10 protein-coding genes are annotated in these 15,743 nt (G+C 70.9%); 7 read left to right on the forward strand and 3 right to left on the reverse strand.

Annotated elements, in window-relative coordinates; all coding sequences use genetic code 11:
- Positions 1–5: 5 nt before the first annotated feature.
- Positions 6–1,121 carry a MerR family transcriptional regulator gene (locus LPA41_RS35025; protein ID WP_229075541.1) on the reverse strand — a complete coding sequence of 372 codons (1,116 nt, stop codon included), beginning with the start codon at positions 1,119–1,121 and terminating at the stop codon, positions 6–8.
- A gap of 69 nt (positions 1,122–1,190) precedes the next feature.
- Here LPA41_RS35025 and LPA41_RS35030 point away from each other — a divergent pair, with 69 nt between their 5' ends.
- Entirely contained in the window at positions 1,191–1,991 is an 801-nt protein-coding gene (locus LPA41_RS35030) for a GNAT family N-acetyltransferase (protein ID WP_229075542.1), read from the forward strand.
- A gap of 48 nt (positions 1,992–2,039) precedes the next feature.
- On the opposite strand, the gene LPA41_RS35035 is transcribed toward LPA41_RS35030, so the two are convergent.
- Positions 2,040–3,545 carry an FAD-dependent oxidoreductase gene (locus LPA41_RS35035; RefSeq protein ID WP_229075543.1) on the reverse strand — a complete coding sequence of 502 codons (1,506 nt, stop codon included), beginning with the start codon at positions 3,543–3,545 and terminating at the stop codon, positions 2,040–2,042.
- A gap of 1,111 nt (positions 3,546–4,656) precedes the next feature.
- Between LPA41_RS35035 and LPA41_RS35040 the strand changes: the two genes are divergently transcribed.
- From LPA41_RS35040 to yicI, 6 genes are all read left to right on the forward strand, one after another.
- Complete coding sequence (locus tag LPA41_RS35040; RefSeq protein WP_229075544.1) at positions 4,657–7,560, forward strand: glycoside hydrolase family 3 protein; 2,904 nt, start codon at positions 4,657–4,659, stop codon at positions 7,558–7,560.
- A 209-nt stretch (positions 7,561–7,769) separates the two neighbouring features.
- Entirely contained in the window at positions 7,770–8,786 is a 1,017-nt protein-coding gene (locus tag LPA41_RS35045) for a LacI family DNA-binding transcriptional regulator (RefSeq protein ID WP_229075545.1), read from the forward strand.
- A gap of 149 nt (positions 8,787–8,935) precedes the next feature.
- Positions 8,936–10,234: an extracellular solute-binding protein gene (locus LPA41_RS35050; RefSeq protein ID WP_229075546.1), complete on the forward strand. Its 1,299-nt coding sequence runs from the start codon at positions 8,936–8,938 to the stop codon at positions 10,232–10,234.
- A 52-nt stretch (positions 10,235–10,286) separates the two neighbouring features.
- Positions 10,287–11,189, forward strand: a complete 903-nt coding sequence (locus LPA41_RS35055; RefSeq protein ID WP_229075547.1) for a carbohydrate ABC transporter permease — start codon at positions 10,287–10,289, stop codon at positions 11,187–11,189.
- Positions 11,186–12,073: a carbohydrate ABC transporter permease gene (locus LPA41_RS35060; RefSeq protein WP_229075548.1), complete on the forward strand. Its 888-nt coding sequence runs from the start codon at positions 11,186–11,188 to the stop codon at positions 12,071–12,073. The genes LPA41_RS35055 and LPA41_RS35060 overlap by 4 nt, the downstream gene beginning before the upstream one ends.
- Before the next feature lie 9 nt (positions 12,074–12,082).
- Positions 12,083–14,329, forward strand: a complete 2,247-nt coding sequence (yicI, locus tag LPA41_RS35065; protein WP_229075549.1) for an alpha-xylosidase — start codon at positions 12,083–12,085, stop codon at positions 14,327–14,329.
- A 264-nt stretch (positions 14,330–14,593) separates the two neighbouring features.
- Here yicI and LPA41_RS35070 read toward each other — a convergent pair whose 3' ends face one another.
- Entirely contained in the window at positions 14,594–15,724 is a 1,131-nt protein-coding gene (locus LPA41_RS35070) for an FAD-dependent monooxygenase (RefSeq protein ID WP_229075550.1), read from the reverse strand.
- Positions 15,725–15,743 lie beyond the last annotated feature (19 nt).

A 15,743-nucleotide genomic window follows, 5' to 3' on the forward strand; every position in this document is an offset into this window, starting at 1 on the left:
CGGGGTCAGGCCACGAGCAGCCGGAGGCCGAGCTCGGCCGCGTCGAGGGCGGCGAGTTCGCGGTTGCGTTCGGCCCACCGCCCGGAGGACAGGTCGTCACGGAGGGTGTGCACCGCCCGCTGCTCGGCCTCCGGTCCGACCCGGGTCCACACCGAGACCGCACGGCGTACCGCATCGTTCAGGTATGCCTCGGGCCGGCGCCAATAGGCCTCGAGGAAGCCGTCGGCGCAGTCCCACGGGATCAGCACCGGCTCCAGGCGGCCCCCGATCGCCCGGGCCAGCTCGTCCGCCGAGGGCCGGCCGGCGACGAGGCCGGCGACCTCGGGCAGGTAGTCGCGGGTGAGCCAGAACCGGCGCCGCCAGCCGGTGTCGCTCGCGTCGTGGGTGAACACCACCACGCGGCGGGCCACCCGGCGCATCTCGCGCAGCCCGGCGACCGGGTCGTGCCAGTGATGGACGGTGCTGAACGCCATCGCCGCATCGAAGGACTGGTCCGCGAACGGCAGGCTCTCCGCGCCGGCGGCCACGCACGGCGCCGCGTCCGGACCACGCCAGGCCCGCATGACCGCCGACGGTTCCACCGCGGTGACCTCGCGGTCCGCAGGCTCGTAGGAGCCGGTGCCGGCCCCGACGTTGAGCACCGTCCGGGCGTCGCCGAGCGCCTCCCAGACCCGCGCGGCGATCCGCGGCTCGGTGCGCCGCGTCGCCGGGTACGCCGACCCGATGGTCTCGTACAACTGCGCGCCCACCATTCTCAGCTGCTCCTCCGGTGTCGTCCTGATGCCCATCGCCCGCGCCCCCAGTTCCTCGTCTATCGCCGTGACCATGGCGGCAGCGCGGTCGCGCTGCTCCAGCAGCAGGCCGCGCAGCCGGCGCAGACGCGCGACCGCGTCGGTCGCCGGGTCGTCGACCAGATCGGCGATCTCCCGCAACCCGAAGCCCAGCCGCCGGTAGGCGAGCACCTCCCGCAGCCGCTCCACGTCGGCCGTCGAGTAGGCCCGGTGGCCGGCCGAGGTCCGTGCGGACGGCCGCATGAGCCCGATCTCGTCGTAGTGGTGCAACGTCCGGACACTCACGCCGGTCAGCTCGGCCACGCGTCCCACGGTCAGGTGCTCTGCCATGCGACCGACTATGCGGCCTGACGCCACGTGAGGTGCAAGCGTGGCCGCGAAGTCGGGCACCATGTGACCATGGTCGATACCGCAGCCCTCCTGGCCGCCTACGACGAACAGATGCGCATGCCGCCCCGCACCGTCCCGACCGGCGTGACCTACGAACACGACGGACCGCTCCTCCGGATCGTCGGCGCGCACATGGGACGGATCCGGGCGCCGCGCGACGTCGGCGTCACCGGCGCCGCGCTGGACCGTCTGATCGCCCGCCAGCGGGACTACTTCCGGGCTCGTGGACAGGCCGTCGAGTGGAAACTACGGGCACACGACCTGCCTGCGGACCTTCCCGAGCGTCTGGTCGCGGCCGGTTTCGAACCGCAGCAGCCGTCGGCGGTGCTGCTCGGCCTCGCCGAGGAGGTGGCCGCGGAGGTGGCCGCCGCACCGGTCCTGCCCGAGGGCGTCGTGGTGCGGCAGGTCAGTGCGGCGGAAGACCTGCGCCGCATCGGCGATCAGCAGACCGAGGTGTGGGGCTTCGACTGCTCCTGGGTCGCGGCCGATCTCATCGCCCGGGTGTCGGCGGATCCCGGCCAGATCACGGTTCTGGTTGCCGAGGCCGGCGACCGGCTCGCCTGCACGGCCTGGGCGGTCCGCCACACCGGCACCGACTTCGTCGCGCTGCTCGGCGGCACGACCCTGCCGGAATGGCGGGGGCGGGGCCTCTACCGGGCGATGCTCGCCATCCGGGCCCGGGAGGCGGTCGCCCGTGGCTACCGGCTGCTGCACGTCGACGCGTCGGCGCACAGCGCGCCCATCCTGCGCCGGTGCGGCTTCCGGGACATCACCACATCGGCGCTGTACCAGTGGACGCCGCCGGAATAGCGGCGTCCTGCCGCGGCCGCGCGTGCCGCCGGCTGCGGCCGCCTTGGGTTACAGCGCGTCCTGCGCCTTGCGGGCGGCGATCAGGACCGGGTCCCAGACCGGGGCGTACGGCGGCGCGTAGCCCAGATCAAGAGCGGTCATCTCGCTCACCGTCATGCCGTTCCAGATCGCCACCGCGAAGGCGTCGATCCGCTTGGCGGCCTCGGTCTTGCCGACGATCTGGGCACCCAGCAGCTTGCCGGTCTCCTGCTCGGCGATCAGCTTGACGGTCATCGGGACGGCGCCGGGCATGTAACCGGCCCGGTTCGTGGACTCCACCGTCGCGGTCACGAACCGGAAGCCGGCCTGCGCCGCCTCCTTCGAGGAGAGGCCGGTGCGAGCCACCTCGAGGTCACAGATCTTGGTGATGCCGGTGCCGATGATGCCGGGGAAGGTGGCGTACCCGCCACCCAGGTTGATGCCGGCCACCCGGCCCTGCTTGTTGGCGTGGGTGCCGAGCGGCACGTGCACCGGGCGTCCGCTGACACGGTTGAGCACCTGCGTGCAGTCGCCGGCGGCCCAGACACCCTCGACCGGGCCGGTGGGCCCGACCACTCGCTGCCGCAGGTCGGTGGCGAGACCTCGGGTGACGCCGAGCGGGATGCCGGCGGCTTCGGCGAGCCCGGTGTTCGGCCGTACGCCCAGGGCCAAAATCACCACGTCCGCCGGCAACGTCCCGGCGTCGGTGACCACCGCCCGGATCTGACCCTTGTCGGTCTCCAGGCCCTGCACGGTGACGCCGGTCCGCAGATCGATGCCGAGCTTCTCGACGGACGCGCCGACCAGGGCGCCCATGTCCGGGTCGATCGTCGACATGGGTTGCGGAGCCTGCTCGACGAGGGTCACCGTGAGGTCGCGGCGCACCAGCGCCTCGGCCATCTCCACCCCGATGTAGCCGGCACCGATCACCACGGCGTTCCGTTTCCGGCGGCCGCGTGCCTGCTGACCGGCCGGGGCTTGCTGGCCGGTCGGGGCTTGCTGGCCGGTCGGGGCCTGCTGGCCGGTCGGGGCTTGCTGGGCGGCCGCCGATCTGTGGCCGGGCTGCGTCGGCCCGCCGGTCGGCATCTCGTCGACGGTGAGCCAGTCGTGCACGGCCGCGCCGTCGCCGAGCGTCTGCACCCCGAAGACGCCGCCGATCCGGTCCGCGGCCCACGGCGGGCGCACCGGGGTGGCGCCGGCCGCGTACACCAACTCGTCGAAGCCCTCCCGGAACTCGCGCCCGGACGCGGCGTCGACAACGGTCACCGTCCGCGCGGCGAGATCAATTCCGGTCACCTCATGCCGGATGCGCACGTCGATGCCGGCCGCGTCGAAGTCCGCCGGTGCCCGCGCGACAAGCGCCTCCGGCCCGTCAACCAGACCACCGATCCAGTAGGGGATGCCGCATGCCGAATAGGACGTGAACTCACCCCGCTCGAACGCGAGAATCTCCAGCTCGTCCCGCTTACGCCGCTTCCGCGCCTGCGACGCCGCCGACATCCCGGCCGCATCACCGCCGATGACGATCAGTCGCATCCGGTCCATTCTGCCCCACGCGCCAGCCGTCCGGGGCGCCGGAGAGGGGGCGGCTCGGCGAGGCGTTCCCCGGTACGCGGGGGAGGGGGCGGCTCGGCGACGCGATCCCTGGTATGCGGGGGAGGGGCGGCCTGGCAGCGCGGTCCCTGGTACGCGGGGGGAGGGGGCGGCCTGGCAGCGCGGTCCCCGGTACGCGGGGGGAGGGGGCGCGTATGCAGTGCGGTGTGCAGGATTTCGATGCGGCGGCGGGCGAGGCAGCTGAGAGCGGTGTGGTGTTCCTGCCCTCGGCTTTCCTGTGGTCTGTGGGCCACTGCGTTGGGTCTGCGTGGCGGTGTTGATCTGCTAGCGATGCGAAATCGCTGTGATCAAGGGGTCGAAACCGCGATTTCGCATCGCTAGCAGATCAACATCTCGGCCGGGGGCGCGTCTGGCGCCACTATGACCCGCGAGGGGACACCGGGTTGATGCGCGGAGGGTGTCGGCTGGGTGGTGATCGGCGATCGGGGGGGGTGCGGCGGGCGGCGGTGTTCCATGGGTGCTGTCAAGCGGCAGTGGTGAGGATCTGCCGGTTTGTGACGGACTGGGCGGCCCGGGTGAGGGGGTGTGTGCGGGCGGGTTGGCGGCGTGGGTGCGGGGGGTGTGGGCGGACTGGCGGCGTGGGTGCGGGGATGTGTGGGCGGGCTGGTGGCGTGGGTGCGGGGGGAGAGGGGCCGGTCGGCGGAGTGGCGCTGTTACCGGTTGATTTCCGGAAAGCTGCCGCGAGTGGTTGCCTGGCACATCAGCCGCGATCTATGGTGAGCCCACCGCACCCCATCAACCGCCCCCGCGCGTGGCGGCATCGTCGAAGCGCTTCGACAAAGCGGCTGACACCGCGCCGCCCCCGCGCCATGACAGCCCGGCAACACCGCGCCGGAGCCAACCCCCGACGCCACGCCACGACAGCCTGACGCCGCGCCATGACAGTCCGATACCGCGGCGAACAGCTCGACGCCGGCGGCAAGAGAGCGCCAGCGCCGGCAGCAAGAGAGCGCTGACGCCAGCGCTGACGCCGGCGCCGGCGCCGTGTCCGGAGGCGTTCCGCCGCCATGCCCGTTCTTCGATGGAGACCACCATGCGACTACGCGGTCCGGCCCTGCTCGCCGCCGCCCTGCTGATTGTCCCCGCGGCGCCTGCCCGCGCCGCCGAACCCGTACACGCGTTCCGGGATCCTGGTCTGCCGCTCGCGGCGCGTGTCGACGACCTGGTCGGGCGGCTCACCCTGGACGAGAAGATCTCCCTGCTGCACCAGTATCAGCCGGCCATCCCGCGGCTCGGTATCGGCGTGTTCAAGACCGGTACCGAGGCGCTGCACGGCGTGGCGTGGTCGAACGATTATGCCGCGAACGGGGCGAAGGTGGACGCCACCGCCACGGTCTTCCCGCAGGCGGTCGGGCTGGCCAGCACCTGGGACCCCGAGTTGCTGAAGCGGGTCGGTGCGGCGGTCGGCACCGAGCTGCGCGGCTTCCACGCCCGGGATCCGGTGGTCTGGGGCCTGAACACCTGGGCGCCGGTGGTCAACCTGCTGCGGGACCCGCGCTGGGGGCGCAACGAGGAGGGCTACTCGGAGGATCCGCTGCTGTCCGGCGCGGTGGCCACGGCGTACGGCCGGGGGCTGCAGGGCGACGACCCGGACCACCTGCGGACGGCGCCGACGGTGAAGCACTACGCCGCGTACAACAACGAGACGAAGCGGGACGTGACGTCGTCGAATGTGCCGCAGCGGGTGCTCAACGAGTACGACCGGCCGCCGTTCCGGACGGTCCTGGGCAACGACGCCGCCACCGGCGTGATGGCGTCCTACAACCTGATCAACGGCCGGCCGGCGACGGTCGACCCGGACTTCGCCGGCGTGGTGCGCGACTGGAGCGACAGGCGGCTCTTCAACGTCAGTGACGCGGCGGCGCCGACCAACCTGACCGGCTCGCAGGCGTACTTCCCGACCCAGGCAGAGGCGAACGCCGCGCTTCTCAAGGCCGGGCTGGACAGTTTCACGGTCAACGACACCAACGCCGGACCGACGGTGACGGCGGTGCGGGAGGCCCTGGCGCGGGGGCTGCTCACCGAGGCGGAGGTCGACGAGTCGGTGGGCAACGCGCTGAGCATCCGGTTCCGGCTGGGCGAGTTCGACCCGGACGGCGGCCCGTACGCGGACATCACCCCGGACGTGATCGACAGCCCGGAGCACCGCGCGCTGGCCCGGGAGACCGCCGCCGAGGCCGCGGTGCTGCTGAAGAACAGCAAGGGAGCGTTGCCCCTGAAGCCGGGCGGTGACGTCGCGGTCGTCGGTCCGCTCGCCGACAAGCTTTACAGCGACTGGTACGGGGGCCGCCTCCCGTACGAGGTGACGGTCCTCGACGGCGTCAAGGACCGGGCGGAGAACGTCACCACCAGCTTCGGCGCCGACCGGATCGCCTTGCGGGAGGTCACCACGGGCCGCTACCTGAGCGCCACCGACGGCCCGGCCGGTCTGGGCGGGGACACGGCGGGCCCGGCCGCCCAGTTCGACGCCGTGGACTGGGGCGACGGGGTGTCCACGCTGCGCAGCGTCGCCAACGGCAGGCTGCTCGGCTACAACTGGGGGCCGTTCGTCACGGCCGAGCAGGACCCGACGGGCTGGTTCGTGCAGCAGCAGTTCAAGGTGGAGGAGCAGGCGGACGGCACGGTCGTGCTGCACTACGCGGGCTATGAGACGCAGGAGCCGTGGTTCGGCGCGAACACGTACGTGACGGTCGGCGCCGACGGTAACCTGGCGCTCGGTTCCCCGGACGCGGCCGGCGCCGCCCGGTTCAGCCGGGAGCTGCTTGTCGACGGTGTTGCCGAGGCGGCCCGTGCGGCGGCCGCCGCGGACACCGCGGTCGTGGTCGTCGGCACCGACCCGTTCGTGGCCGGCCGCGAGGTGCACGACCGGGTCTCGCTGGGTCTGGGCGCCCGGCAGGAGGCGCTGATCCGGGCGGTCCGTGCGAAGAACCCGGACACCGTCGTGGTGCTGCAGAGCAGCTACCCGCAGTCGATCAACTGGGCGCAGGCGCACGTGCCGGGCATCGTCTGGACCACGCACGCTGGTGCGGAGACCGGTCATGCGATCGCGGACGTGCTCTACGGCGCCGTGAACCCGTCCGGCCGGCTCACCCAGACCTGGCCGCGGTCGGTGGAGCAGCTGCCGGCGGACCTGAACCAGTACGACATCATCGCGACCGGGCAGACCTACCTCTACAGCGACGACAAGCCGTTGTACGCCTTCGGGCACGGCCTGTCGTACACCTCGTTCCGCTATTCGCGGCCGGTGGTCCGGGACGGCAGGGTCGCGGTGACCGTCACCAACACCGGCCGGCGGGCCGGCGCCGAGGTGGTGCAGCTCTACACCCACCAGCGGACCTCCCGGGACGTGACGCCGGAGAAGCAGCTGCGCGGTTTCGAGAAGGTGCAACTCGCGCCGGGCCGGTCGCGGACCGTCACGTTCGACCTGAGCTCCACCGATCTGGCCCGCTGGGACGTCACCCGGCAGCGCTGGGTCGTCGAGACCGCGGTGCACGACGTGTGGCTCGGTCCCTCGTCGGGCGACATCCGGGCGCGGGGCACCGTGGCCGTCCGCGGCGAGACCATCCCGGCGCGCGATCTGAGCCGGCCGACCCGGGCCGAGACGTTCGACGACTACCGCGGGGTGCGGCTGCTCGACGAGACCAAGGAGCGTGGCACCGTCGTCGGTGCGGCGGCCCGCGGTGACTGGCTCGCGTTCCGGGACGCCGGGCTGCGTGGCGGGCGCACGTTCACGGCCCGGGCGTCCGGTGCGGGGACCGTCGAGGTCCGGCTGGGTTCGCCCACCGGGCGGCTGCTCGGCACGGCGACTCTCGGTGACACGGGCGGCGTCTACGCGTACGCCTCGGTGACCGCGAAGCTGGCGCCGGTGACCGGCCGGCACGACGTCTACCTGGTGCCCAGCCCCGGCCTGCGGCTGGCCACCTTCAGCATCCGCTGACGGCGTGTGCGGAGTCCGGCGCCGTGACCCGGACCGGACTCCGCACACCGGCACGGCCGGGATGCGCGGGCAGGAACGGCCGTGCGGGCGGGAGCGGGCACGCGGGCGGGATGCGCGGGCGGCGGGGAAAACGGTGCTGATCGACACGGTCAGTAGGATCGGCGAGGGGAGCGGTCTTGGCGAGGGACCGGGTGACATGGGGAGGCACTGTGCCGACGATCAATGATGTCGCCCGGGCGGCGGGGGTGTCGCCGAGCACGGTGTCGTACGTGCTGAGCGGCCGCCGCCCGATCTCGGCGGAGACCCGGGCCCGGGTGCAGGCGGCCATCGCCGAGCTGGGGTTCCACCCGCATGCCGGCGCCCGTGCCCTGGCCAGCAGCAAGACCAACGTGCTCGCGCTCGTGGCGCCGCTGCGGGTGGACGTCAACGTGCCGGTCATCATGCAGTTCGCCACGGCCGTGGTGACGGCGGCCCGCGCGCACAACCACGACGTGCTGCTGCTGACCAAGGACGAGGGCACCGCGGGGCTGGAGCGGGTCGCGCACAGCACCATGGTGGACGCGTTGATACTGATGGACCTGGAGCGCGACGATCTGCGGATCCCGGCGCTGCGCCGGCTCAAGCAGCCGTCGGTGCTGATCGGCCTGCCCGCCGACCACACCGGCATCGCCTGCGTCGACCTGGACTTCGCCGCCGCCGCCCGGGAGGCGCTGGGGCACCTGGCGGCGCACGGTCACCGCCGGATCGGCCTGGTGGGTCCGTCGCCGGCGGTCTACAAGCGGCAGACGACGTACGCCGACCGGTTCCTCAGTGGCTTCCTGGAGGCTTCCGCCGAGCTGGAGTTGCGCACCGTCACGCACCCGTGCGAGCCGGGCGCCGCCGGGGTCCGTGACTGCCTGGCCGACATCGACGCCCAGTTGCCCGGTGTGACCGCGCTGGTGGTGCACAACGAGGAGGCGTTGCGGCCGCTGCTCGACCTGTTGCGGGCGAGCGGCCGCCGGGTTCCCGAGGACGTGTCGATCGTGACGATCTGCCCGCGGGACGTGGCGACGAGCATGCCGGTCACCCTGACATCGATCGACATCCCCGCCCATGACGTGGGAACTCTGGCGGTGGAGACGGCGATGCGGCTGCTCGACGGCCGCCGGGTGGAGTACACGCGCCTGCTCGCGCCGAGTCTGGTGGAGCGGGGAAGCTGCCGGGAAATCTCGCCGTCACACCGTTGACACGAACGGCGCTCGTTCCATAGTTTCTCCGCAGGCCCCGCGTCGAAGCGTTTCGACAATCGGCTGCGGCACTGTCGAAGCGCTTCGACGACCGTGCCGACCCATCTCTCGCCCCTTCACTCCTCGACCAGTCCCCCTGGGAGGACCCCGTGTTCCGATCACGAGCGGCCGTCGCGTTGCTGCTGGCGACATCCCTGGCCCTGACCGCCTGCGGTGGCGGCGGCGACGCCGACGAGGGCGCCGACGCCAAGACGCTGACCCTCTGGCACTACGAGGGTCCGAACAGCGCGATGGGCATCGCCTGGAACAAGGCGATCGAGCTCTTCAAGTCCAGCCACCCCGGCGTCGAGGTGAAGTTCGAGGAGAAGGGCTTCGAGCAGATCCAGCAGAACGCCCAGATGATCCTCAACTCGGACAGCGCGCCCGACATCATGGAGTACAACAAGGGCAACGCCACCGCCGGCCTGCTCTCCAAGCAGGGGCTGCTCACCGACCTCACCGAGCAGGCCACCCAGCGCGGCTGGGACACCAAGCTGAGCCCGAGCCTGCAGGCCACCGCCAAGTACGACGAGGACGGCGTGATGGGCAGCGGCAAGTTCTACGGCGTGCCCAACTACGGCGAGTACGTCATGGTCTATTACAACAAGGACCTGTTCGACAAGTACCAGCTCGCCGTGCCCACCACGCTCGACGAGTTCACGAAGGTGATGGACACCTTCGTGCGGAACAAGGTGACCCCGCTCGCGGTGGGCGGCGCGGAGTACCCGGCCCAGCAGATCTTCTACGAGCTCGCGCTGGCCAAGGGCGACCGGGCGTTCGTCGACGACTACCAGCTCTACAAGAACAAGGTCGACTTCAAGGGTCCGCAGCTGACCTACGGCGCGCAGACGTTCGCCGACTGGGTGAGCAAGGGCTACATCTCCAAGGACTCCGCCGGCATCAAGGCCGAGGACATGGGCGTCTCCTTCACCCAGGGCAAGTTCCCGATCATGTTCTCCGGCAGCTGGTGGTACGGCCGGTTCGCCGAGGAGATCAAGAACTTCGAGTGGGGCACGTTCCTCTTCCCGGGCAACACGCTGCACCCGGGCTCCAGCGGCAACCTGTGGGTGGTGCCGGAGAAGAGCAAGGCCAAGGCTCTGGCGTACGACTTCATCGACATCACCATGTCGCCGGAGGTGCAGGCGCTGCTCGGCAACTCCGGCGGTGTCCCGGTGGCGGCCGACGTCGCCCAGATCACCGACCCGAAGAACAAGGAACTGATCGAGAACTTCAACAAGCTCTCCGGCAGTGACGGCCTCGCCTTCTACCCGGACTGGCCGGCGCCCGGTTACTACGACGTGCTCGTGGCAGGCGTCCAGGGCCTGATCAACGGCTCGAAGACCCCGGACGCGTTCCTCGACGAGATCGCCAAGCCGTACCAGCAGAACCTGGCCGACCTGGGCAAGTGAGTGAGCCGCGGGCGGTGGGTGACCACCGCCCGCCTCGCGGAAGGAATCGGCCATGGCCGCCAAGAGCACAACCAGCAACCGCGGGTACGCGATCTACCTGATCCCCGGCGTCCTCGCCTCCCTGGCGGTGATCGTCGTGCCGCTCGTGATGACGGTCTACGTCAGCTTCACCAAGTGGACCGGTGTGGGCAGCCCCCGCTGGGTCGGCTTCGACAACTACACCCGGCTCTTCGCCGACGCGCTGTTCTGGCAGTCGTTCGGCAACATCGCCCTGCTCGTGATCGCCATGGCCGTGATACCGACGCTCGTCGGGCTCTTCCTGGCCGCGGTGCTCTTCGATTACGTCGCCAAGCACTTCGGTGACCGCTGGGCCGGCGCCCTGCGCTCCGGTTACTACCTGCCGCAGGTGCTGCCGGTCGCGGTGACCGGCATCGTCTGGGGCTGGATCCTGCACCCGGACTACGGCGCGCTCAACCGGATCTTCGAGTCGATCGGGCTGGGCGGGCTCACCCGGAACTGGCTCGGCGACCCCGACTACGCGCTGTACAGCGTGATGGCCGTGATGATCTGGTTCCAGCTCGGCTACCCGATCGTCATGTTCATGTCCGGCCTCTCCCGCGTCAACCCGGAGCTCTACGAGGCGGCCGACCTGGACGGCGCCGGCTGGTGGCAGCGGTTCCGCAAGATCACGGTCTACATGATCCGCCCCGAGTTCTACGTCGTGCTGATCACCACCACGATCGCCGCCCTGAAGATCTTCGGCCAGGTGTTCGTGCTGACCAGTGGCGGCCCGAGCAACGCCACCCTGGTCCCGTCCTACTTCGCCTACCAGAACTTCTTCGAGAAAGCCCAGGTCGGGTACGGGTCGGCGATCTCCACGGTGCTCACGGTGCTGATCGTCGTGCTCGCCTTCGTCTTCCTGCGGCTCCAGCACCGGGCGGAGGAGTCGAAATGACAGTCACCGCAACGCTCGCCGAGGCCCGCGCCGCGGACGACAAGTCACCGCGGGCCGCCAAGCACCGCGATCCGGTGCGGTTCGGGGTGCTCGCCGCGCTCGTGGTGCTGCTGCTCCTGATGGTCGGCCCGCTGCTGGTCGTCGCTGTCAACGCGGTCAAGAACCCCGCGGAGTACGCCGCCGACGGACCGCTGTCGATACCGACCAGCCTCTACTGGGACGGGATCGTCGACTTCTGGAACCGGGTCAACTTCGGTCAGAAGCTCTGGAACAGCTTCATCACCAGCCTCGTCGTCGCGGTGCTCGGCGTGCTGCTGAGCATCCTCAACGCGTACGCCCTGGGCATCGGCCGGGTCAAAGGCCGCGTCTGGTTCCTGGTGTTCTTCCTGGTCGCGAACCTGCTGCCGCAGGAGGTGCTGGTCTACCCGCTGTACTACATCGGCAAGGAGATCGGCCTCTACGACAACCTGATCGCGATCATCATCATCTTCACGGTGATCCAGAGCGCGTTCGGCACGTACCTACTCACCTCGGTCTACACCGAGTTCCCCAAGGAGTTGCTGGAGGCCGCCGCGATCGACGGCGCCGGCAAGTGGCGGGCGCTGTGGCGGGTCGTGGTGCCGGTGAGCCGGCCCACCCTCGCGGTGCTCTTCACGTTCTTCTTCATCTGGACGTGGAACGAGTTCTTCCTGCCGCTGATCTTCCTGATCTCCAACGACAACCAGACGGTTCCGGTCGCGCTCGGCGTCCTGCAGGGCGACCGGATGATGGACGCCACCACGACAAGCGCCTCCGCGCTGATCGGCATCCTCCCCGCGATGCTCTTCTTCCTCCTTTTCCAGCGGACCCTCACGCGCGGCATCGCCGCCGGTGCCATCAAGTAAAGGACCCCCATGAAGTTCACCGACGGCTATTGGCGCAAGCGGGACGGCGTCACCGTGCTGCACCCCGCGCACGTGCAGGACAGCGTCATCGGGGCGGACTCGCTGACCGTTCTCGCCGCCACCCGCAAGGTGCGGGACCGGGGCGACACCCTGGACTCGCCGCTGCTCACGATCACCTGCACCGCACCCGCGCCGGACGTCATCCGGGTCACCATCGAGCACTTCCAGGGCGAGGTGGCGAAGTACCCGGACTTCGCGCTCACCCCGTCGCCTGTCGACGCCGGCATCCGCGATCTCGAGATCACCTCCGGCGCGCTGACCGCCCGGTTCACCAGCGGTGAGCGCTGGGGACTGGACTTCCTCGCCGGCGGCAGGCGGATCACCGGTTCCGGCTGGAAAGGGATGGGGGCGGTCGACACCGCCGACGGCGAGTCCTACATCCACGAACAGCTCGACCTCGGCGTCGGCGAAGTCGTCCACGGCCTCGGCGAACGCTTCGGCCCACTGGTCAAGAACGGCCAGAGCGTCGACATCTGGAACGAGGACGGCGGCACCAGCAGCGAACTCGCCTACAAGAACGTCCCGTTCTACCTGACCAGCGGAGGGTACGGCGTCCTCGTCGACCATCCCGGCCGGGTCTCCTTCGAGGTGGCCTCCGAGATGGTCACCCGCACCCAGTTCAGCGTCGCCGGGCAGCGGCTGTCCTACCTGGTCATCCACGGGCCCACCCCAGCCGACGTGATCCGCAAGTACACCGCGCTCACCGGCCGCCCGGCGCTGCCGCCGGCCTGGTCGTTCGGGCTCTGGCTGACCACGTCGTTCACCACCTCCTACGACGAGGAGACGGTGAACAGCTTCATCGACGGGATGGCCGAACGGGACCTGCCGCTCAGCGTCTTCCACTTCGACACGTTCTGGATGCGTGAGTTCTCCTGGTGCGACTTCGAATGGGATCCGCGCGTCTTCCCGGACCCGCCCGGCATGCTCAAACGCCTCGCCGGCAAAGGGCTGCGCACCTGTCTCTGGATCAACCCGTACATCGCGCAGCGGTCCGCCCTGTTCGCCGAGGGCAAGGCCGGCGGCTACCTGGTCCGCAAGGCCAACGGCGACGTCTGGCAGTGGGACCGCTGGCAGGCCGGCATGGCCCTGGTCGACTTCACCAACCCGGCCGCCCGCGAGTGGTACGCGGCCAAGCTGCGCGGCCTCGTCGAGATGGGCGTCGACGCCTTCAAGTCCGACTTCGGCGAACGCATCCCAACCGACGTGGTGTGGCACGACGGCTCCGACCCGGAACGGATGCACAACTACTACACGCAGCTCTACAACCAGGTCGTCTTCGACGTGCTCCGCGAGGCCCGGGGCGAGGGCGAGGCCGTGCTGTTCGCCCGGTCCGCGACCGTCGGCGGCCAGCAGTTCCCGGTGCACTGGGGCGGCGACAACTCCGGCACGTTCGTCTCCATGGCGGAGAGCCTGCGCGGCGGCCTGTCGCTGATGTCGTCCGGGTTCGGCTTCTGGAGCCACGACATCGGCGGCTTCGAAGGGCTGCCCGACCCGGCCGTGTTCAAGCGGTGGGTCGCGTTCGGCCTGCTCTCCTCGCACAGCCGGCTGCACGGCAACCAGTCGTACCGGGTGCCGTGGAACTTCGACGACGAGGCCGTGGACGTGCTGCGCGCCTTCACCCACCTCAAGTACCGGCTGATGCCGTACCTGTTCGCCGCCGCCCGCGAGGCCCACGAGACGGGCGTGCCGGTGATGCACTCCATGCTCCTCGGCTTCCCCGGCGACCCGGCCGTCACGCACCTCGAACGGCAGTACCTGCTGGGCAACGACCTGCTGGTCGCCCCGGTCTTCAGCGCCGAGGGGGAGGTGACCTACTACGTGCCGGCTGGGCGGTGGACGCACTACCTGACCGGGGAGACCGTCGACGGCCCGGGCTGGGTCACCGAGACGCACGGCTTCGACAGCGTGCCGCTGCTGGTCCGGCCCGGCGCGGTGATCCCGGTCGGCGCCCGGCAGGACCGGCCCGACTACGACTACCGGGACGGGGTCACGCTGCGGCTCTTCGCGCCCGCGGGGCGTACGGCGGTCCGCGTACCCGGCCCGGGCGGCGACGTCACGGTGTTCACGGTCGACGCCGGCGGTGATGCCGTGACGATCGTGCGCGACGGGGCCGCCCTGCCCTGGAACGTCCAGCTCGGCGACGCGGTCACCGCTCTGGGCGCCGGCGACGACAGTTGCACCCTGACCGTGGCGTAACAGCCGGCGGCACCGGCCGGTGGCGTCCACCCGGCGCAGCCGGCCGGTGCGGCCGGCGGCGCTGCCCGGCGCCGCCGGCAGTGTCGAGAAGTTGATCTGCTAGCGCTACGAAATCGCGGTGATCATGCCTTGATCACCGCGATTTCGCGTCGCTGGCAGATCAACAACGCCGCGGATCAGCGCAGGGGGTCGCGTGCGCCCAAGGGCGCCGGGTGCACGGAACACCGCGTCGCACTCGCTGCCTGACGAACCCGGGTGCGGGGGTCATGCCGGCCGGGACACGAGGTCGGCCACGCTCGAGTGCAGGCCCGGGATGTCGCCGCGGTCGCCGTCGAGCAGCCAGCGGCAGTGTTGCAGCGCGGCACCCAGGACGGTGCGCACCCGGTCGTGGCGGCGGGCGGTGAACTCCGCCCACATCTCGTCGGTGACGGCGTCGTGGGTCAGCAGCAGCTCGGTGAGGACGGCGGCGTCCTCCAGGGACTGTGCGGCGCCCTGGGCGAGGGTGGGCGGGAAGGTGTGCGCGGCGTCGCCGATGACGACGACGCGGCCGCGGTTCCACGGCGGGTCCAGCAGATGGGTGCGGAACGTGGTGAAGTTGATCGACTCCACGTCGGCCAGGGAGGCGCGGATCTCGTCCCAGGGTCCGTGGTAGGGCGCGCTCAGCTCGTGCACCACCGCCAGCTGTTCACCGAGGGTGAGGTCGCCGCGGTGGCGAGGCGGTTCCACCAGGTAGGCGTAGAGCGTCTTCTCGCCGGTCGGGCAGTAACCGGCGAGGTAGAGGGGCCCGCCGAGGAACAGGTCGGTGCGGGTCACCGAGGCCGGCCGCGGCGCCACCACCCGCCAGATCTCCATGCCGACGTCCCGCGTGGTCAGCTCGATGCCGGCGGCCTGCCGGGTGCGGGAACGGATGCCGTCGGCGCCGACCACCAGGTCGTACCGGCCGGTCGTCCCGTCGGCGAACGTGACGGCCACCGTGTCGCCGTCCTGGTCGAGCCCGGTCAGTTCGGTGCCGAACCGGAGCCGGGCGCCGGCCGCGGCGGCGGCGTCCAGCAGGATCCGGGCCAGCACCGGGCGGTACGTCCCGAACGTCGCGGGCAGGTCCGGCCCGCCGGTGCGGATGCCGGGGAGTTCGGCGATCAGGGTGGCGGAGGCGTCGGGTGCGCGGAGGCCGAGCGAGTCGAATCCGTACCCGTGCTGTCGCAGGCGTTCCCAGACGCCCAGCTCGCGCAGCACCCGCAGCGCGTTGCCCTGCAGGTTGATGCCGGACCCGACGGCGGGCGGTGTCGAGCGCAGGTCGGCCAGGTCCACGCGGACGCCGGACCGGGCCAGGCTGATCGCGGTCGCGGCGCCGGAGATGCCGGCGCCCACGACGAGCACGTTATCGACAGCTGTCACAGCGAGGAGCTTAACTATT

This window comes from Actinoplanes sp. DH11 (genome assembly GCF_020873875.1).
In the GTDB taxonomy this organism is placed as follows: domain Bacteria; phylum Actinomycetota; class Actinomycetes; order Mycobacteriales; family Micromonosporaceae; genus Actinoplanes.

Bases quoted from the DNA above. Each gene is read 5' to 3' on its own strand.
- LPA41_RS35060 (WP_229075548.1), top strand. From the start codon at position 11,186: ATGACAGTCACCGCAACGCTCGCCGAGGCCCGCGCCGCGGACGACAAG.
- LPA41_RS35055 (WP_229075547.1), top strand. From the start codon at position 10,287: ATGGCCGCCAAGAGCACAACCAGCAACCGCGGGTACGCGATCTACCTG.
- LPA41_RS35040 (WP_229075544.1), top strand. From the start codon at position 4,657: ATGCGACTACGCGGTCCGGCCCTGCTCGCCGCCGCCCTGCTGATTGTC.
- LPA41_RS35030 (WP_229075542.1), top strand. From the start codon at position 1,191: ATGGTCGATACCGCAGCCCTCCTGGCCGCCTACGACGAACAGATGCGC.
- LPA41_RS35035 (WP_229075543.1), bottom strand. From the start codon at position 3,545: ATGCGACTGATCGTCATCGGCGGTGATGCGGCCGGGATGTCGGCGGCG.
- yicI (WP_229075549.1), top strand. From the start codon at position 12,083: ATGAAGTTCACCGACGGCTATTGGCGCAAGCGGGACGGCGTCACCGTG.
- LPA41_RS35025 (WP_229075541.1), bottom strand. From the start codon at position 1,121: ATGGCAGAGCACCTGACCGTGGGACGCGTGGCCGAGCTGACCGGCGTG.